Source organism: Thermosediminibacter litoriperuensis, assembly GCF_008124715.1.
GTDB lineage: Bacteria > Bacillota > Thermosediminibacteria > Thermosediminibacterales > Thermosediminibacteraceae > Thermosediminibacter > Thermosediminibacter litoriperuensis.
On sequence record NZ_VNHO01000021.1, the window covers coordinates 1 to 20,641 of the forward strand.

Genomic DNA, 20,641 nt, shown 5'->3' on the forward strand with positions numbered 1-20,641 from the left:
CCCTAGCGGAAACACCCAGCGTATTCAAGGACCTGGAAGGCTGGATGCGGAGGAGGCTGCGTATGTGCCTCTGGAAGCAGTGGAAGCGGGTACGGACAAGATACCGCGAGCTGCGTGCACTGGGGCTACCAGAGTGGGCAGTAAATGAACTCGCCAACGCTCGTAAAGGGCCGTGGCGGATGGCCCACGGGCCAATGAATAGAGCCCTGGGCAACGCCTACTGGCAAACCCAGGGCCTGCTGAGCTTAACCGAACGCTACCAAACTCTTCGTCAAGCTTGGTGAACCGCCGGATGCGGACCCGCATGTCCGGTGGTGTGAGAGGACGGGGGTTAGCCGCCCCCTCCTACTCTATTATCATTTTCTCAATAATATTTTGCTTATCTCCGCAGCGGCGAAGGGTATCAAACCGAATATTACGACGATATCCATTTCGTAAAAAGATAGGTAAGTCGTGTCGAAGATAGCCCTCAAGAACGGCACATAGATTACAGCCAGCAGCAGGATCAGCGAGATAAATGTGCCCCAGAGCATAAAACGGTTGGTAAAAAATCCGATTTTGAATACTGAATGGGTTTCGGAACGGGAAGAGTAAGCCCGTAAAAGTTCACTGAAAATCAGCGTAGCAAAGGCAAAAGTCCTTGCCTTTTCGATACTACCGCCATATTTCAAAGCAAAAACAAATACTCCGATTATAGAAACGGTCATGAAAATGCTCTGTATCGTAATTTGCCACCGCATACGGCTGTCTATTATGGGTTCTTCCGGTCTCCTGGGCGGCCGCTGCATAATATCCGGTTCTTTCTTTTCCATACCAAGAGCCAGAGCCGGGAATGCGTCTGTGAGCACGTTTATCCACAAAAGCTGAATGGGCTTCAGCGGTATGGGCAATCCCGCCAGCATGGAGATGAAGATAATGAGGATCTCTGCGATGTTACACGAGAGCAGGAAGAATATGAATTTACGTATATTGGAGTAAATAACCCTGCCTTCTTCCACTGCAGAAACTATGCTGGCAAAATTGTCGTCGACCAGGATCATATCGGCGGTTTCTTTAGCGACATCAGTGCCGGTAATGCCCATAGCCACGCCTATATCAGCCTTCTTCAGGGCTGGCGCGTCGTTGACACCGTCCCCGGTCATTGCAACGATATGGCCGTTATTTTTTATGGCTTCTACTATTCTGAGCTTATGGATTGGTGATACTCTGGCGTAAACCGATACTTCCTTGGATTTTTGGAACAGATCGTCGTCGCTCATGGAGTCCAATTCGGCGCCTGTCAGTACACTTGACTCGTTCTCAATTAGTCCTAGATCCTTTGCTATGGCTACCGCAGTGTCTCTGTGATCGCCGGTAATCATTACAGGCCTTATACCTGCCTGTTTACATACCTTTATCGCTTCTATGGCTTCAGGTCGCGGAGGGTCAATCATGCCTATCAAGCCGAGGATTACGAAATCTTTTTCAATATCTTCCGCTTTCGGTTCCTCAGGCAGGGTATCAAGGGGCCTGTAAGCCAGGGCGAGCACCCTGAGAGCCTGCGACGCCATGGCTTTATTGGCCGCAATAATTGCTTCTCTGTCCTCCTGTGTTAAAGGTACCTCCCGGCCGGCTTTGTAAATATAACTTGAAAGACTTAAAAGGACATCCGGCGCCCCTTTTGTAAATGCCATATATTTTCCGTCAAAAGGATGAATTGTAGTCATGAGTTTTCTATCAGAATCAAAGGGAATCTCGTTAAGGCGGGGCTGTGTTTTCTCTAGGTCCTCGATGAATATTCCGGCTTTAGCAGCAGCAACTACAAGAGCTCCCTCGGTGGGATCACCGAGAATTCTCCAGGATTTATGATCTTCCTGTTCTTTTCCGCTCTCCTCCAACCTGGCATCGTTACACAGGGCCCCGATCTTTAAGAGCAGTTCCAGGCATGTATCGGATTTCGGGTCGATTCTGGAACCATCAAGGTAAAATTCCCCGTAAGGCCTGTAACCTTCGCCGGTAATAGAAAAAAATCGGTCGTTCGTAAAAATCTTTGTTGCAGTCATCTGGTTCTGGGTGAGGGTACCTGTTTTATCGGAGCAAATAACCGTAGTACTTCCAAGGGTCTCCACAGCGTGCAGTTTTTTAATGATCGCATTCCGCTTTACCATGCGCTGCAGGCCGAGGGCCAGGACTATTGTTACTATTGCAGGGAGGCCTTCCGGTATAGCCGCTACCGCAAGGCTTACAGCAGTCATGAACATCTCTAAAAACTGGATGCCTCTTAAAAGCCCCAATAAAAAGACAACACCGCATATAACGAGGCTGGCGATTCCGAGTACTTTCCCCGTTTCTTCCAATTTTTTCTGAAGAGGCGTGACTTCATCCTGGTAAGACTCGAGCATTTCGGCTATCATACCTATTTCAGTCTTCATGCCCGTCGATACTACGATGCCTTTGCCCCTGCCGTAAGTAACGACAGTGCCCATAAAAGCGGAATTGGTTCTGTCTCCTAGCGGCATCTCCTCGCCGAACACTATATCGGCGTTTTTTTCAACAGGCACCGATTCCCCGGTAAGCGCAGATTCGTCTATTTTCAGATTCACACTTTCCACCAGTCGCAGGTCTGCCGGCACGTAGTTTCCGGCTTCCAGCAGAACTATATCTCCGGGGACCAGTTCACGAGCAGGGATAACCTGGACCGTGCCGTTTCTAATAACCCGGGCCTCAGGAGCCGCCATCTTCTTCAACGCATCTAGGGCCTTACTCGCCTTATGTTCCTGTATTACACCTAGTACCGCGTTTAAAATTACTATCAGTATAATTACAGCCGAATCGATTACTTCGCCTACCAGCATGGATACCAGGCTGGCGATGATCAGTATTATTACCAGGAAGTCCTTGAATTGACCCAAAAACATTTCAAACAAAGTCGGCCCTCTTTTACCTACGAGCTCGTTGTAGCCGTGGTCCTTAAGCCTTTGATGGGCAACTTCGGATGAAAGTCCCTTTGACAAATGAGTCCTAAGAATTTCGGCAACATCCCCCGGATGTAGGGCGTACCACCTTTTATCCTCCAACATCGACCCTCCCTAATTATACCTAGATTTATTATTTTATTTTTACCGCTATTTATCAATTAAATTTTTGTTCCCGTCACCTCCCGGATACCCAGGGAGATAAAAATGACCTTTGACGAAATTCCCAAAGAGGAATTAAGTCAAAGGTCTTGCCCTCCGGAAATATAAACCTGGAGGATAAAGCCAGGTAATCGCAATAGATTACCGTGATGATGGCTTTATCTTTCGGCTACTCCCCTTTAACGTATAAGATAATCTAGTTTTATTTTCAATGCCGATTATATAATAAAAAATTTCATTTGTAAAGGCTGGATCTACTGGTAGAATCAAGATTGAGTTGACGTCGGGTGTTCTTAGCGATAAACTAAAAATGAAATTTTAACAAAAACCTTGAGAGGGCAAAGTTGGATGTCGATTCTACTGCTACCGCTGCTGGTACCCGTAATTAATAAAATGCCATCTTAGCATAAAAAAGAGGGGAAGGGATGAAAATGAAATCGGTCAGGTATATCATTAGAGCGGCGATTATAGCGGGTCTTTATGCCGTATTAACTTACCTTTTAAAGCCAATAAGTTACGGTCCGGTGCAGGTGCGAGTTTCCGAGGTTCTGACTCTTCTACCTCTCATTGAAAGATCAGCCGTACCCGGGCTTTTCGTTGGCTGCTTCCTGGCCAACCTGCTCGGGGGTTTGGGCCCATGGGATGTATATGGCGGGAGCTTCATAACGCTATTGGCGGCATACTTAACGAGCAGGATGCCTAATCCCTTTCTGGGAGCTATACCGCCCATCGTACTTAATGCGCTGGGAGTATCCTACTATCTTAGCCTGTTGTACGGAATGCCTTATACCATCACTGCGGCCTATATCGGACTGGGGGAGTTCATTGCCGTGGGTTTACTGGGAATACCGCTGTTGTTTTTTATCAGGAGGACAGGCCTTATGAGATACTTTGATAAAACCGAGTGAAAGTGGGGGTCCTGTGTTGAATTTAAAAGCTCTGTGGCAGAATTTTAAAGACAGCCGGCTTAATCAGAAACTCAACCGCTGGAAAAAAATCCTGCTTTTAGTACCTCTTTTTCTAGCGATCTTTTATGGAGCTTTGTGGTACCGGACGATGCTGACACCTGTGAAGCCCGGAGAAAAAGGCAGTGTATCTTTTGACGTGGAAAAGGGGATGACTGCGAAGGCTGTGGCGAGAAACCTAGAAAATCGGGGATTAATAAGAAATTCGCTGGCTTTTTATATTTACGTCAAGGTCAACGGCCTGGATACGAAGTTTAAGAGCGGTATTTACGAGTTGAGCCCGGCCATGTCTTTGCAGGATATTGTCCGTAAACTTGTAAAGGGAGAAGTGGCGTTTGAAAAGGTGACAATTCCCGAGGGAATAACCATTGAAAAGATTGCGGAGATATTCGAAGCTCGAAAACTCACCACCAAAGAAGAATTTTTGAAATCGGCCGTTCCATCAAATTTTCGGGATAAATACCCTTTTCTGAAAATCTTACCGCCCGGGGCTACTCTAGAAGGTTTTTTATATCCCGACACTTATTACCTGGCTAAAAATAGTCCAGCCAGCTATTACGTGGATTCCATGCTGAAGAGGTTTTATGATGTATATTTTAATAGCGATGAATTTCTCAAACGGGAAAAGGATCTGGGATTAAGTACATATCAGGTGATTACCCTGGCATCGATAATCGAAAAAGAGGCAAAACTGAATACGGAAAAGCCAATAATCGCCGCAGTATTTCTCAATAGGTTGAAAAAAGGTATACCACTTCAGTCATGTGCCACGGTTGAATACGCTTTAAAAGAGCATAAAGAGGTGCTCACGCTGGAGGATCTAAAAATACAATCCCCTTACAACACGTATATTAATGCCGGACTGCCGCCGGGGCCGATTTCGGCTCCGGGAATAGATTCCATAAAGGCCGCTTTAAATCCGGCTCCGGTTGATTATCTATACTTTGTAGCTAACGGCGATGGCACCCACACTTTCAGCAGAACTTACGAGGAACATCTGAAGGCGAAAAGTAAAAATAGCCGTGCTAGATAAGCCTAGTAATAATGTGTTCACTAATTCTATGGTCAAAAAAGACGTACCAAGCAGATATATATTTAAAAGTGTCGAATCCCGTGGTTTCGTTTGGCATAATTTAAACTAAAAATGGAAAACCTACCCCAGGGTGATATTTGTGGGCAAAGGCGAAAGGTTGCATTATTTTTTCGCCCTTGTATTTTTTTTAATTATCTTAATGGTCGTGCGTCTTTTTGACATCCAGGTTCTGTCACATCCTTATTTTTACAAGCGAGCGCTTAGCCAGTGGCAAGGGCTTTCCCAGGAGGAGATCAGAGGAGGGATTTTTGATAGAAACGGTCGATCCCTTCTGGATTCTCATCAAGTAAATTACGCATTGATCTCGCCGCGCTGGTTAAAAGACAGCGAAATTGAATATTTGAAGAAAAATAATATACTTTCGCTCGAAAACCCGGATAAACCGCAAAGCGTAAGGTTATCCTCGTATAATATGGCGGTGATAAAAAACCTGGTTGGCAGGACTCCGGGGGTTTTCGTTTACCAGAAGGAAATGCGCTACGGTCAAAATGCCCTTGCAACCCATGTGGTAGGTTATAGGGGGCAGACTGGAATTGAGAAAACTTTCGACAAATTTCTGAACGGAGGCAGAACAAGAACGGGTATAATATACGACGGTCTTGGACAGCCGATACCCGGCGCTTCAAAAGAAAATTCACTTACCGTAAACTGGGGCGTATGGCTGACGATTGACAGGGAAATACAGTCAGCTGTAGAAAAAGTCATGGACGCGGAAATTCAAAGAGGAGCGGTTGTGGTAATGGACGCCGATACGGGGGAGATACTGGCAATGGCCAGCAGACCCAATTATAAGCAGTGCAACCTTGACGCTTACCTAAATGAAAAGGATGCGCCCCTAATAAACCGTGCAGTTGAAGCATATATACCGGGTTCAATCTTTAAAATTATCGTTCTCGCTGCAGCTCTTGAAGAAAAAGTCGCCGATCTTGACGAGGAATTTTACTGCTCCGGAGCTATCCGGGTTGGTGGTAATACTATCAAGTGTTCTAGTTACGAAAAAGGCGGACATGGCCGGATAACACTGAAAGACGCCTTGGCACATTCGTGCAATTCAGTATTTATCGAGCTTGGCATGAGATTAGGCAAAGAAAAGGTTCTAGAGTATGCCGGAAAATTCGGCTTAGGAGAGAGGGTATTAAGAGATCTTAGCGAAGAAAAGGCGGGATTTATCCCGGCTACCCGTGACGTCTACCGCGAAGACCTGGGGAATCTGTCAATAGGGCAGGGAAATCTTCAAGTTACACCGTTACAGGCCGCTCAGATGCTGCTGATTATAGTGAATGACGGTATAAAAATAAAGCCCTTATTAGTAAAAAATGTAGTAGACTCCTCGGGCTTGACCGTATCGTCTGATTTTTCTGAAACCCGTTATGCAGGAAGAGTTATTTCCGCAGATACCACCAAGAAATTAAAGGAAGCTTTGAAAGCTGTAACCAGCTACGGAAGCGGTACGCTGTCGGTGCCCTCGAAGGCCCCTGTGAAGGTAGCGGGTAAAACCGGAACCGCTGAACTCGGAGACGGGAGTAATCACGCATGGTTTGTGGGGTATTTTCCCGCAGAACACCCGCGCTACATCGTAACCGTCTTTGTAGAAAAAGGGCAGTCGGGGCCCTTGAAGGCTGCTCCGGTTTTCAGAAAAATAGTCGAAGAAATTTATTACCTGACAGGTAGGTAGAACATGCACATATTTTAGCCCCCGGTCATATACTATAGGTACGCACGGGGAGGGGATTAAATGGAAAGCGCTTTGTCGGTACTGGTGACTTTGGGCTTTTTGTTTTTTAAAGAGCTGCTCACATGGATGGGATATATCACCAACAATACTACTTTCCCGCAGCCACTGACGCCTGAAGAGGAGGAAAAATACCTGGAGCTTTACAGGAAGGGCGATGAGGAGGCAAGAAACATACTGATAGAAAGAAACCTGAGGCTAGTGGCTCACATAGTAAAGAAATTTGCCAATACCGGTGAAGACATGGACGACCTGATATCCATCGGGACTATAGGATTAATAAAAGCCATAACAACCTTTAATAGGACCAAGGGGAACCGCCTTGCTACCTATGCGGCTCGCTGTATAGAAAACGAAATATTAATGAATCTTCGTACTACAAAAAAAGTTAAAGCGGAGGTTTTCCTGCAGGATCCTATAGGAGTGGATAAGGAAGGTAATGAGATATCCCTTATGGATATTTTGGGAACCGATTCTGACGCCATAATCGACGAAATATCGAATAAGTTTCAGCAAAAGAAACTTTACGATAAGATAAGTACGGTTTTGAAGGGGCGCGAAAAAAAAGTAATAGAATTAAGATACGGCCTTTCCGACGGGAGGGCCAGGACGCAAAGAGAAATAGCCAAATTACTGGGGATTTCGAGGTCGTATGTGTCTAGAATAGAGAAAAGGGCAATAAAGAAACTGTTCGACGAATTGTTTCCCGAAGGCTGCAGCTAATCAATTATATATGCTATAATGTACAACATGGGTTTTATTTTTTTCCAACTGGAGGCAAGTATGTGGAAATTTCTATTGCCGGACTTTTATGTAAAGGATATATTTCAAATAGATTTTGAGTATTTGAAACAAAAGAGCATAAAGGCCATATTGATCGACCTGGACAATACGCTTTTGCCCTGGAACTCATGTGAAATTGATGACCAGTTGATTGAGTGGATCCGGCGCGGAAGGGAGGAAGGTTTTAAGTTCTGTATTGTGTCGAATAATAGGGCTCACCGGATAAAGACCTGCTCCGAAAAGCTAGGGATACCTGCGGTAACCGGTGCGTTCAAGCCCGGCAAAAGAGTCTTTTTAAAAGGAATGGAGATTACTGGCACATCGGTAAAAGAAACGGCTTTTGTAGGCGACCAGCTTTTTACCGACGTTCTTGGGGCCAAGCGCCTGGGAATGATGGTTATACTGGTAAGACCTATAAGTGACAGAGAGTTCTTCTGGACAAAGATAATTCGCCTACTGGAGCGGAAATTAATCAATTTGATGGAAAGAAAAGGCCTTCTAAAAAAGTTTTAGAAGGCGCTTTTTTTGTTAAATAATTGTCCTTACATGCAGGAAATTGGAATAATTTGTTGAATATTATTATACAGAAAATTTTTTCTTCAATTAAAGTATGGCGATGATGAGGCTGTGGAAAAGAGATTGGGCGATATATTACTGGAACAAAATATCATAACGAAATCTCAGCTGGAAAAAGCGCTGGACGTACAGAGAAAAACCGGGAAACTGATCGGAGAAATCCTGGTGGATATGGGTATCGTCAAGGAAAAAATGCTTTTGGAAGCTCTGGAATATCAACTGGGAATCCCTCACGTGGATTTAAACGTGTATGATATCGATCCGCAGGTCGTTAAATTTTTACCCGAAAGCCTGGCCAGGAAGTACGGCGTTTTCCCGGTAAAACAAAAAGACGGCGTACTTATGGTAGCCTTTAGTAATCCGCTGGATGTTTTTGCTGTAAACGATGTAAGAGTAATAACAGGGATGGACATTCAGGTGGCTATAGCTTCAACAGGGCAAATAGAAAGGGCTATAGATATATATTACTCGGCAAAAGACTCTATAGAAGAGGTTTTGCGGGAAATAGGAAGTGAAGTCTATGAAAAACCGCTTTATGAAACTTTTTACGATGAAGAGAGCGCCCCAATAATAAAGCTTGTAAATACCGTCCTATTCAGGGCGGTCAACGAAGGTGCGAGCGATATTCATATAGAACCTCAGGATGACAGTATAAGGGTAAGATACCGCATTGACGGAGAGCTGTTCGAAGTTATAAAATGGCCCAAAAAACTTCTCGCTTCGGTAATTACGAGGATTAAAATAATGGCTGGTATGGACATAGCTCAAAAAAGGGTCGCGCAAGACGGCCGCATCGAACTTGCTGTAAACGATTCGATTGTTGACATAAGGGTGTCAACAATGCCGACGATTCATGGAGAAAAGGTTGTTTTGAGAATTTTTAATCGCCACCGCATGCACCTCGAGTTAAAGCACCTGGGTTTTGACGAGCGGGAGCTTGCTTTGATTTCTAAAATGCTCAAATTTCCTTGCGGCATGATCCTGGTTACGGGACCCACTGGTAGCGGCAAAACAACCACTCTTTACTCAATGTTGAATTCCATTAATACATCGTCGAAAAACATTGTGACACTGGAAGATCCGGTAGAATATGTGTTGGACGGTATTAACCAGTTGCAGATAAATCCCAAGGCGGGAATTACTTTTGCCGCAGGTCTTCGCTCCGTTTTGAGGCAGGATCCGAACGTGATAATGGTAGGCGAGATAAGAGATAGAGAAACGGCGGAAATAGCCGTAAGGGCTGCGCTTACGGGCCACCTGGTCTTTTCAACATTGCATACTGGTGATGCGGTGGGATCCATCACAAGATTGCTGGATATGGGCATAGACCCCTATCTTGTGGCTTCCAGCCTAGTAGGTGTAGTATCCCAGAGACTGGTCAGGAAAATATGCCCGTATTGTAAAGAAGAGTACCCGCCGGAAGATAGAGACCTTATAGCTCTAGGCATTCAAAGCCCGACGAGACTTTATCGAGGGAGAGGCTGCAATTTTTGCAACAAATCGGGGTTTAGAGGGCGCACTGTTGTGGCCGAAATACTTCTCATATCCCAGGAACACCGGGAACTAATTATCAAGGGAGCCACTGCCGAACAACTATTCAAGGTTTCTTCGAGGTTGGGTTTTAAGAATATGAAGGAAAGCGCTGTAAAACTTGTCATAAAGGGTATAACTACCCCTCACGAAATAATTAAGGTTATATTTTCCGATTAAAAAGAGGTGCCTGCTTAAATTGGCTGTTTTTTATTACCGCGGTATAAATTTTGCCGGAGAAGTAATACAGGGAATTCACGAAGCTCAAAATGCAAAAGATGTGGCCGACTTGTTGAAAAATAAGGGATTTTTCCCTGTGACCATCAGGAAAGACCCGCTTTACACTTTATTTTTTCTTTACAGAGATTTTATACTCAAAAAGGGATATAGGGAATTGGCGGTTTTTTGCCGTCAACTGGCTGGTATGGTAGAAGTCGGTATGCCTGTGGTAGAATGTCTTTCAGTGCTGTGCCAGCAGAACTCCCATGCGGGATTAACAAGAGCTTTGCGCAGGGTGATCAGGGATTTAAAGCGAGGTTTTACGCTGTCGGAAGCCTTCAGAAATCAACCGGGGATCTTCCCGGAAATTTTAATCTATACGGTTGAAACAGGAGAAATAGCAGGTTGTCTGGAAGACATCCTGAAAAAGCTGGCCGTGCATTTTGAAACCATGGCAAAATACCGGGAAAGACTGAAAACCTCAATGACTTACCCGGCGATTCTTGGTGTGGTGGCCCTGGCTGTCTTTTATTTCACTGCGAATAATATATTGCCCGTATATTCTCATATGTTCGAGCAATCGGGTATATATCTCCCTGTCATAACGAGAATCTTTATGGCTGTCAGTACTAACATAGGGCGATATGTGCTTTATTCGTTACCCGCGTTTTTCCTTCTCTTATTGGGTCATTATAAGCTTAAACGGGACCCCGAGAAGGCCTATGCAATCGATAAGTTCCGGCTTTCGATGCCTGTTTTAGGACCTTTACAGAAAAAGAGCACTTCGGCTATGCTCTGCAGGGTTCTGGCTATCCTTATTTCCAGCGGTATACCCCTGGTAAAGGCCATTGAAGTAGCTGAGAATACTCAGAACAACCAGGTTTTTAAAAGGGATTTGCAGAGAGCCCGGGAAAACCTCAGGATGGGGAAAAACCTGGCGGATTCTCTCCGGGGTTCCAGCTTTCCGCCCTTGATGTTGAGAATGCTGCAGGTCGGCATAGAATCGGGGAAGCTGGAAGAAATGTTGTTTAAAACCGCCGATTTTTATGATAACGAAGTAGAAATCTTGCAAATCAGGTTTTTGTCATTGGCAGAGCCGGTTGCACTGACTTTGATGTCTCTGATTATCGGGTTTTCAGTGATTTCGATAGTTCTCCCTATGTTCAACATGTATAGTTTATTCTAGACGGCAGGAGGTGGTTGAAATGATTGTTGAAGAAAGAGGATTTACTTTGCTGGAGTTGCTGATCGTCGTTGCAATAATCACATTAATAGGGACAATTGCGATTCCCAGCGTGTCCGAGTTGCTGAAAGATTCTAAAACAAAAATAGGCGAAGCCAATGCGGCTATACTGAAAAATGCCCTTGAAATGTATTATACCGACAAAGGCAATTACCCTACAGATGCGGACAAATTGAAAGAAGCCCTTGTACCGAAGTATCTGGACGGAAAAAGCTGGGAGAAGATGACCGAGCAATTTACCATTAATTATTCTTATGATGGAGAAAAATATGATTTAACCGTCACTCCAAAAAATTAAGCCTGTGGAGGGTCCTGTGTGTTGCCGGCCATTTTATCAGGTGCTGCCGCGGGAATTCTTCTGAACGCTTTTATAAATATTCTAACACCGGTCGAAAGAAAAAGAGAATTTACATTTTTATACAGGTATCCCGCGGTTATTTTAGTGACCACAGCTTCTTTTGCAGTATGCAACTTTAAGTACGGCTATTCCCATAATTTCTATGCATATTCCGCGATGGCTTGTTTTGCCGCGGCCGCTTCCTTTATAGATCTTCAACACGGCATAATCCCCGACGCACTGAATTTCGTCGGTTTTATAGCCGGTATCGGATTTGGGATATTGAAAAGAAATCCTTCGGATTCCATCTTGGGAGCAGTTCTGGGACTTCTGGTAATGGCAACCATTTACTTCATATCCCGGGGAGGAATGGGGGCCGGTGACGTGAAATTTACGGCGGTTCTTGGACTCTTTCTGGGATTCCCACTAATAATTCCTGCGCTTATTTTTTCTTTTATTACTGGCGCCCTCATCGGTGCCGGCTTGGTAATAGGCGGGAGGAAGAGTATGAAGGATACCATGCCTTTCGGCCCTTTTCTCGGGGCGGGAACATTGATATCGGCGGTCTGGGGAAACGATTTGATTTATTTTTATTTGTCGCTTTTTATTTGAGGTGCATTTCATGAGGGGTACAGTATACCGGCGAGGTTTCACTCTAATCGAGACGATAGCGGTAACCGCAATCCTTGGCATCCTGTGTTTGATAACGGTCCCCAGCATCAGGACTGTAATGGACAACTTCAAATTGCAGGTTGCCGCACAAAAGCTGGTGCAAGATATGCGAGCCGTGCAGCAGCAGGCCATGGCCGAAGGCGAAAGTTACAAAATCCTATTTGACATGCACCGGTGCGATAATTATCAGATACTGCACGGTTACCGTGCGTCAAGAGTATATCTGCCTGAGGGAATTTCACTTTCGTGGACGAATTTCTCCAAAAATACCCTAATATTTACCCCTTCGGGGGCCCCGGAACAGGGAGGTACTGTTGCGATTAAAGGGGCGAAGGGCAGGCTTTACGTAGTTGTGACCGTTGCAACAGGGCGGGTGAGAATAAGTGAAACAGCTCCGTAACCGTAAAAACGGTTCTCGAGGTTTTACTTTAATCGAAATAGCCGTCGCTGTTGCGATTATCGGATTAGTTTCTATTTCTTTCGCTGGTCTTTTCGTCCGCAGCCTCCAGACCAGCCGGCTGAGCGGAGAGATCACAACGGCCACCATGCTGGCTCAGGAAAAAATAGAGGAATTAAAAAGCAATCCTTTTGATGGTCTTTATAAAAATGATTTCTGGGATGAACGTATAGAATTAAATGGCATGGAATTTACCAGGCGTACGGCTCTCGAGATCCTGGATGAAAACCTGGTAAAGATTACTGTGGAGGTAAAGGGAGAAGGCGATGCCGTCGAAATCGTCACGCTTCGGGGGAAAATTTAAAACAATACAGGGGCTGACCCTTATTGAGCTGGTTTTATCTATAGCTCTGCTGTCAGTATTACTGGCAGCGGCTTTTGGACTCTGCAACTCCGGGATAAAGGTGTACAAGCGTTGCCTGGAAGAGCTCTCGAACATGCAAAATGCCCGATATGCTGTCAATAAGCTCTCGACGTCAATAAGGCAGGCAAGGGAAGTCAGATTGATATCTGATAAGAAAATAGAAATTAAGGCGCCGGACGGGTCAAGGGTTTATTATTATCTAGAATACGGGATCCTTTACAGGGAAAAATACGGCGGGAAAAATCCGGTGGCTGAACTCCAATCCCTTGAATTTTTCCGCCCCGCAGGTTCCAATTTTATTAAGATCACGGTCAAAGCGGGGAAAGAGGAATATTTTATTCTAGAAACAGCGGCTACTCCCTATGGTTATTGTCTTGATTGATTAAACCTTAACATGCGGAGGTGTCTTTGTGGAAAAAAAGTTTAATTTAAAAAACTATATGGAAGATGTGGTGTTCTCTTTTCTAGACGAACTAATAAAAGGAAAACAGGTTTGCACATGCGAGCGCTGCAGGTACGATATTGCCGCCATAGCCTTAAACCATCTGCCGGCCAAGTACGTAGTGACCGAACAAGGGGAAGTTTTTGCTAAAACGCAACTTCTGAGTCAGCAGTTCAAGACAGACGCGGTAGTGGAACTTTTAAAGGCTATCGACATCGTTTGCAAAAATCCCCATCACTGATATCGGGTGACAGTATGTTTTTTACTTCGAGTTTTACAGGTTTGGATATAGGAAACCACAGCATAAAAGTGGTTCATCTGAATAAATGCCGCGGGAAGGTAAAGGTAAAGTTTTTTTTGTCAATCCCAAACCCTTTAAACGGCAAGAGCGGTACGAAAGACGAAAGGCGAGAACTCCTGACGCAGTCACTGGCACCGGTAAGAGGGCATTTAAAAAATCGAAAAGTAATCGTGGGAATTCCGAGCGACAGGGTTCTTTTCCGCAACCTTCATTTTCCCCGGATGCGGCCTTCCGAACTGAAAGAGGCAGTATTCTGGGAAACCAGGGAACTTGCCGGACAGTTAAACGGAGATTATATTTTAGATTTCGAAGTGATGGAAGAAAACAGGGACGATTGCCGGGTGTTTGTAGCCGCCGCTTTAAAAGAACATGTAATGGACTACTTTTATCCTGTAGAAAAGGCCGGATTGTCGCCGGAGGTCCTTGATGTTTATCCCCTGGCTATTTCCCGCGCTGTCGGTCCCTGTCTTGAACGAAGTAATTTAGCAGTTGTAAATATAGGGGCGGAACGGACTGACGTTACCGTCCTGGAAGGAGGTCGGGTCTTTTTCAACAGCTGCATCTCTTTTGGAAGTGAGTACATGACCAAGCTAATAGCCCAGACTTTTTCCGTAGACAAAAACACTGCAGAATCTATAAAAATTGATCCGGGAAATCTTCGATCCCGGATCAGAGAGTGCCTTTACCCTGCAGTACAGCAGCTGGCGCTTCAGGTATCAAGATACTTAAAATTCTATACAGTTCAGAGAAAAGGCCAGCGGGTCGAGGCCATTGTCCTGGCCGGCGGGGGAGGCAAGCTGTGGTGCTTGCGGGAGGTCTTTGGCCATGAGATGAACGTGGAGATGCTTACGGCTGAAGAACTTGATTTTCCTCAAATCACGGTGGAGGAAAAAAACGGCGAAAGGTTTGATAAGATGGAATTTTTATGTGCGCTGGGATTCGCATTGAGGGGAGAATAATGCATAAGCTGAACTTAATACCCGAAGAGTTCTTCAATGAGAGGAGAAAGAAGCGACAGAGGTTCTTTTATGCCTTCCTCGCATTTTTGACTGCTATTCTTTTGCTGCTGGTTTTCACACGCATTTACGGTGAAATGTCGGAGTTACACGAGGAGCTGCAGGAAGTGGACATGCAGCTGAATTTTTATCGCTCGGCGGTCGACCCCGGGCATGATTTGGAGAGACTGTACAGCGACCTTCAAGAAAGAAGACGGATTACTAATAATCTGATAACGCGCAGGTCAACCTGGTCTTCATACATTCAGAAAATAACCAATTCCTTGCCGGACAAAATACTTCTCTTGTCTATAAATATCGGCGATGGTGGTAACGGGGTGATAAGAGGAACCTCGCCTGATAATTTATCTGTCGCCTATATGATAGAAAATTTACGGCGAATAGATGGCATCGGCGGAGTTAAACTCGGTTTTATACAACTGGAAACCGAAAAAGATCTTTTCACTTTTGAAATTTATTTTCAGGTCCAGGGGAATGATGCTCTTGAAAATTAGTTTAACCCAAAGAGAAAAGGCTTTGCTGCTTTTATTTTTTGTCGCTACCGCCTTTTACTGGTTTTTCAAGACCGGATATCACCAAATTGAGGACTACTTTCTGAAGAAAACTGAGTTAGAACAAAAAAGAATCAGTCTTTCTTTGTTGCAGGGGATCCACGATAAAAAAAGCGGGATTGAAGCCGCCGCAGAGTTAGAGTTAAAAAAGCTTCCCGACGATGACAGAATAGCGGATTACATAATTGATATCGGGGGCCGGGCGGCGGCCGAGGGGGTCAGGCTGGTGCTTATAAAGGCGGGAGAGGTATCGGAAGATGAGGTGAAGATTTTACCCGTTGAAATCACGGTGGAAGGCGACAAAGAATCCTTAATAAAGTTTTTAAAACACATAGAAAATTATGAAAGGATTTGTCAAATAGAAAAAATTAATATGGATTATATGGAAAGACTCGGTTTATGGAAACTGACTGTGACAGTGGATCTCTTTTATTTTCCTATGCGGGAGGGCGTCCGGTGAAAAATAAAACTAACATAGTCCTTATCGGTTTTATGGGAAGCGGTAAATCTTCGGTAGCCAGAATGCTTGCCGGCAAGCTGGGGAAGAGGTATTTGGACACCGATGAACTCATACGACAGGAGTGCAAAATGGATATAACAGAGATTTTTGACAAATTCGGCGAAGAATATTTTAGAAAAAAAGAAAAGGAGACAGTGGAAAGGGTAGCTGCCCTGGAAGGCACGGTCATTGCGACGGGAGGTGGAGTAGTGCTGAACCCCGAAAACATGGAAAAACTGAGGCGATCGGGTATAGTAGTGTGGTTAAGGGCTTCTGAAGAGGAAATACTTCAAAGGATATCGGGAGATGCCGGCCGGCCGCTTGCTTTCAACAGAAGTGAATCTGAGATTATCGAAATTTATTCCAAAAGACTAAATTTGTATGCGATATACGCCGATATCATTATCGACACCGGTGGAAAAGATATAGAAACCATTACCATAGAGATAATAAAGCACTTAAAAAATACCTATTCAAATAATGGGAAATATGGTAATATAATAGGAGAATTTCAGCGGGTGAGGCAAATTGAAGGTTAAGATTATAAACGGACCAAACATGAATCTTTTAGGATTGAGGGAACGGGAAATTTACGGTGGATCAACTCTTAAAGAAATAAATCAGACCCTTGAAAAAAAGGCCCGGGAAATGGGGGTTCTTGTAGATTTCTTCCAGTCCAATAGTGAAGGGGAAATCATAGACGAAATTCAAGGGTGCATAGGCCAATTTGATGGGATTATTATAAACCCTGGGGCATATACTCACTACAGTATCGCAATACGCGATGCCTTGGAAGCGGTCAAATTACCTGTAATAGAAGTACACCTAAGCAATATCTTCGCCAGGGAAGATTTCAGAAGAATTACCGTTACCGGGCAAAAAGCGGCCGGGATTATAGCCGGGCTCGGAGAAACGGGATATTGGCTTGCTTTGCTGGCTTTAAAAGATCTCATTGAAAAGAAAGAGGGGAGGTAGTCAATGAATCTGGAAAGAATTAGCAGCTTACGCCGAAAACTGTCGGAAAAAGATCTGGATGGTATACTGGTAAGCAGACCGGAAAACCAATATTACGTAAGCGGGTTCGACGGGGAAGGCTTCCTTGTTGTAACCTCCGAACGGGCCCTTTTGTTTACCGACTTTCGCTACATAGAGCAGGCAAAAAAAGAATCTCCGGATTTCGAAGTCGTAGAATTGGAGGCTGCTGTTTCTCCTTTTAAAAAGTGCGCCGATGAATTAAAATCTCTAGGGTTGAGAAATTTGGCCTTTGAAGGCCATTACTTGACGGTAAAATCCTATGAAGAACTGAAATCCTTCCTGGATGGCATTGAAGTCATAAAAACCGACGGCCTCATCGAAGAATTGCGGACAAGAAAAGACGAAGTTGAACTGGAAATGATAAGAAAATCCCAGGAAATTACCGATAAAGCTTTTGAGCATATCCTGAATTACATCCGCCCCGGCGTTACGGAAAGTGACCTGGCTTTAGAAATAGAGTACTTTATAAAAAAGAACGGGGCTGACGGACTGGCATTCCATACCATAGTTGCTTCGGGGCCGAGGAGCTCGCTGCCTCATGGGAGACCTACTTCCAGGAAAATTCAACCCGGTGACTTCATAACGCTTGATTTCGGAGCAAAATTTAACCACTACTGCTCCGACATGACCCGTACTGTTGTTTTGGGTAAACCTAATAAAGACCAGTTGGAAATTTACAGGATCGTACTCGAGGCTCAAAAAAGGGCCCTGGAATATATAAAATCAGGCGTTTTGGGGAAAGATGTAGATAAGGTTGCCAGAGACTTTATTGAAGAAAAAGGATTCGGCCGCAATTTCGGCCACGGACTGGGTCACGGTGTCGGGCTGGAAATACACGAAGCCCCCAGACTAAGCCAAAAAGGGGAAAACCCTCTCCTGCCGGGTATGGTGGTTACCGTTGAACCCGGAATTTACATAGAGAACTTCGGAGGAGTCAGGATAGAAGACCTCGTAATAATCGTCGAGGATGGGTGTACCAATCTAACAAAGTCACCTAAAGATTTGATCTGTCTATAACTACCATTCAAATAAAATATCAATGATTGGAGGTATAATCATGATTTCTACTAACGACTTAAGACCCGGAGTTACCGTCGAAATTGACGGAGAAGTATACATGGTGGTGGATTTTCAGCATGTAAAACCGGGTAAAGGTGCCGCTTTTGTCAGGACAAAAATAAAAAATATAAAAACGGGTCAGGTTTTTGAACGCAACTTCAGAGCAGGTGAAAAATTAAACAGAGCAATTGTAGAGAGGAAAACGATGCAGTATTTATACCAAACTAGTGATACATACTATTTTATGGATACCCAAACTTTTGAGCAGATCCCCCTAAGTAAGGAGCAGCTTGGGGATGCCGTGCTGTATTTAAAAGAAAACCTTGAGGTTATGGTGATGTTCTACGAAGGCGTACCAATAGGCATAGAATTGCCTACTTTTGTAGAACTCACTGTAGTTGAAACAGAGCCCGGTTTCAAGGGCGATACCGCTACGGGCGGTTCTAAACCGGCCACTCTGGAAACCGGAGCGGTTGTTCAGGTTCCCCTGTTCATAGAGAAGGGCGATGTGATAAGAGTGGACACCAGAACCGGCGAGTATCTAAGCCGTGTTTAAATGAGGAAGGAGGAAAAACATGGGTGACTTAAAATCAAGGGTTTCGTATCTTAAAGGTTTAGCCGATGGGCTGGGGCTTGATGAATCAAAAGAAAAGCGGTTGCTGTCAGAGATCGTAAAAGTGCTGGAAGAAATGGCAGAAGCTATTGACGATCTGCAGGCATTTTCCGAAGCCACTCAAGAATATGTGGAAAGCATCGATGAAGACCTGGGACAGCTCGAACAGGATTTTTACGGCTGTGAAGATGACGAAGACGAGTATGAAGAAGATTTCGACGAGGAATACGAAGATGATTACGATATAGACGATGAGGATTTGTGCGAAATCGAGTGTCCCAAGTGCCATGAAGTCATCTTTATAGACGAAGACCTGGTTGACAATGACGGTAAAACGGAGTGCCCCAACTGTAAGGCTGTAATAAACCTCGATGAGGCCGATGGTTAATAAAAGGATTGAAAGAGAAAAGAGGGTTTGTTTTTAAGCCCTCTTTTTTTTTATGTACAGTCATAATAAAAACACTAGCAAAATATAAATTTAAACGAGGGGGGACAAGAGGTGAATGGACAGGAAGAATTTCAGTTTCTGGCAAAATTGCAACAACACATATCCCCTATACTTCCATCAGCTATCAGGCAGATTTTTTTTAAACTGCCTCCCGATAAGTTAAAGAAAGTTGAGGAGATAAGGCTGCGCCGTGGAAGACCGTTTATGGTCGTTGAGGGAAGGCAGGATTATATGCTGACCCCGGAAGGAGTTGTAACCGATAATCCTGACAGGGCTTATTTTGTTACCGGTGAAGATGCCGTTAAAACCTTTCAACTGATTAGCCAGAGTTCCGTCTACGCGCTGGAGGAAGAGATTAAAAACGGCTATATTACCATAAAAGGCGGGCACAGGGTCGGGATTGTCGGAAAAGTAATTTTAGAAGGCGGCCAGATTAAAACTATGAAGCATATCTCCGGGTTTAATATAAGAATCGCGAGAGAAGTTCTGGGAGCTGCCGACGAAGCACTCCCGTTTGTGATGAACGACAGGGGGGAATTTTTAAACACGATGATATTATCCCCACCCAAAGCGGGGAAAACCACCTTGCTCAGGGATTTAATAAGGCAGCTTAGCTCGGGAAATCCACAGCGAGGTCTGAAAGGCTTTAAAGTTGGAGTTGTTGACGAGAGATCGGAGATAGCCTGCAGTTATGAAGGTGTGCCTCAGAACGACGTGGGAATACGGACCGATGTCCTGGACGGTTGCCCCAAGGCCCGCGGCATAATGATGCTTTTAAGGTCGATGTCGCCAGATATTATAGCTACCGATGAGATCGGAAAACCGGAAGATGTTGAGGCTGTGGAAGAGGCTCTGAACGCTGGCGTAAAATTATTAACTACCGCTCACGGCGCCGATCTGGAGGATGCCGGGAGAAGGCCGACCATAAGGAAATTGATCGAAAGCAATTTTTTCGACAGGTACCTAATACTCGGGTTCAGCGAGGGAGTAGGTACTATAGAAAAAGTGGTTGAAGGTAAAGACCACAGGATAATTTACGACCGGAGGAATAAGGGGGGGATTTTAAATGCTGTTTAAGATACTGGGAGGTATTTTGGTGATCTTTTCATCAACTATGATCGGCTTCATAATAGCCGGATTTTATCAGCAACGGCCCAGGGCGTTAAGAAACCTACAATTGGCTCTGTCCATGCTGGAAACCGAGATCGATTATGGTCAATCTCCCCTACCTGAAGCCCTGAACAATGTAAGCAGAAGATGCGATCCGGAAATTTCCAGGTTTTTAAAGCGGGTCAGACAACTACTGCTGTCAATGGAGGGTTATACTGCTGGAGAGGCATGGGAACTCTCCCTTAGAGAATTTAAATCCCAATTCCCTCTCCAGGAGTCCGATTTTGAAATACTGACTTCCTTCGGTAAATATCTGGGTTCGTCCGACAAGGACGACCAGATAAGGAATTTGAAATTGACTCTATCTCAGCTAAGGCAGCAGGAAGCTCTGGCCGTTGAGGAAAAACAGAAAAATGAAAAATTGTGGAGATATCTGGGAGTTTTAACCGGATTAACGGTAGTCCTCCTATTATATTAATC

General features: G+C 44.7%; 25 protein-coding genes. 24 read left to right on the forward strand and 1 reads right to left on the reverse strand.

All coding sequences use genetic code 11. The annotated features are described in order from the left end of the window. Positions 1-284: group II intron maturase-specific domain-containing protein (locus LZ11_RS13050; protein ID WP_342782612.1), on the forward strand; the 284-nt coding region annotated here is incomplete at its 5' end. Positions 285-356: 72 nt separating this feature from the next. On the opposite strand, the gene LZ11_RS08850 is transcribed toward LZ11_RS13050, so the two are convergent. Further along, a complete protein-coding gene (locus tag LZ11_RS08850; RefSeq protein ID WP_148867533.1) occupies positions 357-3,056 on the reverse strand; it encodes a calcium-transporting P-type ATPase, PMR1-type in 2,700 nt (899 codons plus the stop codon). Between the two features lie 485 nt (positions 3,057-3,541). On the opposite strand from LZ11_RS08850, the gene LZ11_RS08855 reads away from it, so the two are divergent. The 23 genes from LZ11_RS08855 (at position 3,542) to spoIIIAB (ending at position 20,639) form a co-directional block, all read left to right on the forward strand. After that, the gene (locus LZ11_RS08855) at positions 3,542-4,024 is read left to right on the forward strand and encodes a QueT transporter family protein (protein ID WP_246110778.1); all 483 of its coding nucleotides are present in this window, start codon (positions 3,542-3,544) and stop codon (positions 4,022-4,024) included. A gap of 13 nt (positions 4,025-4,037) precedes the next feature. After that, a complete protein-coding gene (gene mltG, locus LZ11_RS08860; protein ID WP_148867534.1) occupies positions 4,038-5,114 on the forward strand; it encodes an endolytic transglycosylase MltG in 1,077 nt (358 codons plus the stop codon). A gap of 139 nt (positions 5,115-5,253) precedes the next feature. Next, positions 5,254-6,849 carry a peptidoglycan D,D-transpeptidase FtsI family protein gene (locus tag LZ11_RS08865; RefSeq protein WP_246110779.1) on the forward strand — a complete coding sequence of 532 codons (1,596 nt, stop codon included), beginning with the start codon at positions 5,254-5,256 and terminating at the stop codon, positions 6,847-6,849. Positions 6,850-6,909: 60 nt separating this feature from the next. Beyond that, the gene (gene sigK / locus LZ11_RS08870) at positions 6,910-7,629 is read left to right on the forward strand and encodes an RNA polymerase sporulation sigma factor SigK (protein ID WP_148867536.1); all 720 of its coding nucleotides are present in this window, start codon (positions 6,910-6,912) and stop codon (positions 7,627-7,629) included. A gap of 60 nt (positions 7,630-7,689) precedes the next feature. Further along, complete coding sequence (locus tag LZ11_RS08875; protein ID WP_148867537.1) at positions 7,690-8,202, forward strand: YqeG family HAD IIIA-type phosphatase; 513 nt, start codon at positions 7,690-7,692, stop codon at positions 8,200-8,202. A gap of 114 nt (positions 8,203-8,316) precedes the next feature. After that, positions 8,317-9,975, forward strand: a complete 1,659-nt coding sequence (locus LZ11_RS08880) for a GspE/PulE family protein (protein ID WP_170240347.1) — start codon at positions 8,317-8,319, stop codon at positions 9,973-9,975. A gap of 19 nt (positions 9,976-9,994) precedes the next feature. After that, positions 9,995-11,200, forward strand: coding sequence for a type II secretion system F family protein (locus tag LZ11_RS08885; RefSeq protein WP_148867539.1), 1,206 nt, complete (start codon positions 9,995-9,997; stop codon positions 11,198-11,200). A 19-nt stretch (positions 11,201-11,219) separates the two neighbouring features. Next, on the forward strand, positions 11,220-11,555 hold the full coding sequence (locus LZ11_RS08890) for a type II secretion system protein (RefSeq protein ID WP_148867575.1): 336 nt from the start codon (positions 11,220-11,222) through the stop codon (positions 11,553-11,555). Between the two features lie 21 nt (positions 11,556-11,576). After that, the gene (locus LZ11_RS08895) at positions 11,577-12,206 is read left to right on the forward strand and encodes a prepilin peptidase (protein WP_148867540.1); all 630 of its coding nucleotides are present in this window, start codon (positions 11,577-11,579) and stop codon (positions 12,204-12,206) included. 10 nt (positions 12,207-12,216) lie between these two features. After that, positions 12,217-12,666 carry a GspH/FimT family pseudopilin gene (locus LZ11_RS08900; protein WP_148867541.1) on the forward strand — a complete coding sequence of 150 codons (450 nt, stop codon included), beginning with the start codon at positions 12,217-12,219 and terminating at the stop codon, positions 12,664-12,666. Further along, positions 12,650-13,027 (forward strand): type IV pilus modification PilV family protein, encoded by a 378-nt coding sequence (locus LZ11_RS08905; RefSeq protein WP_148867542.1) that lies wholly within the window; start codon positions 12,650-12,652, stop codon positions 13,025-13,027. The genes LZ11_RS08900 and LZ11_RS08905 overlap by 17 nt, the downstream gene beginning before the upstream one ends. Next, positions 12,990-13,469 carry a prepilin-type N-terminal cleavage/methylation domain-containing protein gene (locus LZ11_RS08910; protein ID WP_148867543.1) on the forward strand — a complete coding sequence of 160 codons (480 nt, stop codon included), beginning with the start codon at positions 12,990-12,992 and terminating at the stop codon, positions 13,467-13,469. The genes LZ11_RS08905 and LZ11_RS08910 overlap by 38 nt, the downstream gene beginning before the upstream one ends. A gap of 28 nt (positions 13,470-13,497) precedes the next feature. Further along, complete coding sequence (locus LZ11_RS08915) at positions 13,498-13,770, forward strand: late competence development ComFB family protein (protein ID WP_222927231.1); 273 nt, start codon at positions 13,498-13,500, stop codon at positions 13,768-13,770. 14 nt (positions 13,771-13,784) lie between these two features. Then, on the forward strand, positions 13,785-14,789 hold the full coding sequence (gene pilM, locus LZ11_RS08920; RefSeq protein WP_148867544.1) for a type IV pilus assembly protein PilM: 1,005 nt from the start codon (positions 13,785-13,787) through the stop codon (positions 14,787-14,789). Then, positions 14,789-15,340, forward strand: a complete 552-nt coding sequence (locus LZ11_RS08925; protein ID WP_148867545.1) for a PilN domain-containing protein — start codon at positions 14,789-14,791, stop codon at positions 15,338-15,340. The genes pilM and LZ11_RS08925 overlap by 1 nt, the downstream gene beginning before the upstream one ends. Beyond that, complete coding sequence (gene pilO / locus LZ11_RS08930) at positions 15,330-15,857, forward strand: type 4a pilus biogenesis protein PilO (RefSeq protein WP_170240348.1); 528 nt, start codon at positions 15,330-15,332, stop codon at positions 15,855-15,857. Before LZ11_RS08925 ends, pilO begins: the two co-directional genes overlap by 11 nt. Further along, positions 15,854-16,435, forward strand: coding sequence for a shikimate kinase (locus LZ11_RS08935; protein ID WP_170240349.1), 582 nt, complete (start codon positions 15,854-15,856; stop codon positions 16,433-16,435). The genes pilO and LZ11_RS08935 overlap by 4 nt, the downstream gene beginning before the upstream one ends. Then, positions 16,425-16,871 carry a type II 3-dehydroquinate dehydratase gene (gene aroQ / locus LZ11_RS08940; protein ID WP_187695067.1) on the forward strand — a complete coding sequence of 149 codons (447 nt, stop codon included), beginning with the start codon at positions 16,425-16,427 and terminating at the stop codon, positions 16,869-16,871. The genes LZ11_RS08935 and aroQ overlap by 11 nt, the downstream gene beginning before the upstream one ends. A 3-nt stretch (positions 16,872-16,874) precedes the next feature. Continuing rightward, complete coding sequence (locus tag LZ11_RS08945; RefSeq protein ID WP_148867548.1) at positions 16,875-17,948, forward strand: M24 family metallopeptidase; 1,074 nt, start codon at positions 16,875-16,877, stop codon at positions 17,946-17,948. A 40-nt stretch (positions 17,949-17,988) separates the two neighbouring features. Then, entirely contained in the window at positions 17,989-18,546 is a 558-nt protein-coding gene (gene efp, locus LZ11_RS08950; RefSeq protein WP_148867549.1) for an elongation factor P, read from the forward strand. Positions 18,547-18,565: 19 nt separating this feature from the next. Further along, positions 18,566-18,991: a CD1247 N-terminal domain-containing protein gene (locus tag LZ11_RS08955; RefSeq protein WP_148867550.1), complete on the forward strand. Its 426-nt coding sequence runs from the start codon at positions 18,566-18,568 to the stop codon at positions 18,989-18,991. A gap of 111 nt (positions 18,992-19,102) precedes the next feature. Beyond that, positions 19,103-20,128, forward strand: a complete 1,026-nt coding sequence (gene spoIIIAA, locus LZ11_RS08960) for a stage III sporulation protein AA (protein WP_148867551.1) — start codon at positions 19,103-19,105, stop codon at positions 20,126-20,128. After that, positions 20,118-20,639: a stage III sporulation protein SpoIIIAB gene (gene spoIIIAB / locus LZ11_RS08965; protein WP_148867552.1), complete on the forward strand. Its 522-nt coding sequence runs from the start codon at positions 20,118-20,120 to the stop codon at positions 20,637-20,639. Before spoIIIAA ends, spoIIIAB begins: the two co-directional genes overlap by 11 nt. Positions 20,640-20,641: the final 2 nt, after the last annotated feature.

Bases quoted from the DNA above. Each gene is read 5' to 3' on its own strand.
- efp (WP_148867549.1), top strand. From the start codon at position 17,989: ATGATTTCTACTAACGACTTAAGACCCGGAGTTACCGTCGAAATTGAC.
- LZ11_RS08900 (WP_148867541.1), top strand. From the start codon at position 12,217: ATGAGGGGTACAGTATACCGGCGAGGTTTCACTCTAATCGAGACGATA.
- LZ11_RS08910 (WP_148867543.1), top strand. From the start codon at position 12,990: ATGCCGTCGAAATCGTCACGCTTCGGGGGAAAATTTAAAACAATACAG.
- LZ11_RS08875 (WP_148867537.1), top strand. From the start codon at position 7,690: ATGTGGAAATTTCTATTGCCGGACTTTTATGTAAAGGATATATTTCAA.
- pilM (WP_148867544.1), top strand. From the start codon at position 13,785: ATGTTTTTTACTTCGAGTTTTACAGGTTTGGATATAGGAAACCACAGC.
- LZ11_RS08925 (WP_148867545.1), top strand. From the start codon at position 14,789: ATGCATAAGCTGAACTTAATACCCGAAGAGTTCTTCAATGAGAGGAGA.
- spoIIIAB (WP_148867552.1), top strand. From the start codon at position 20,118: ATGCTGTTTAAGATACTGGGAGGTATTTTGGTGATCTTTTCATCAACT.
- LZ11_RS08945 (WP_148867548.1), top strand. From the start codon at position 16,875: ATGAATCTGGAAAGAATTAGCAGCTTACGCCGAAAACTGTCGGAAAAA.
- sigK (WP_148867536.1), top strand. From the start codon at position 6,910: ATGGAAAGCGCTTTGTCGGTACTGGTGACTTTGGGCTTTTTGTTTTTT.
- LZ11_RS08955 (WP_148867550.1), top strand. From the start codon at position 18,566: ATGGGTGACTTAAAATCAAGGGTTTCGTATCTTAAAGGTTTAGCCGAT.
- LZ11_RS08890 (WP_148867575.1), top strand. From the start codon at position 11,220: ATGATTGTTGAAGAAAGAGGATTTACTTTGCTGGAGTTGCTGATCGTC.
- LZ11_RS08855 (WP_246110778.1), top strand. From the start codon at position 3,542: ATGAAAATGAAATCGGTCAGGTATATCATTAGAGCGGCGATTATAGCG.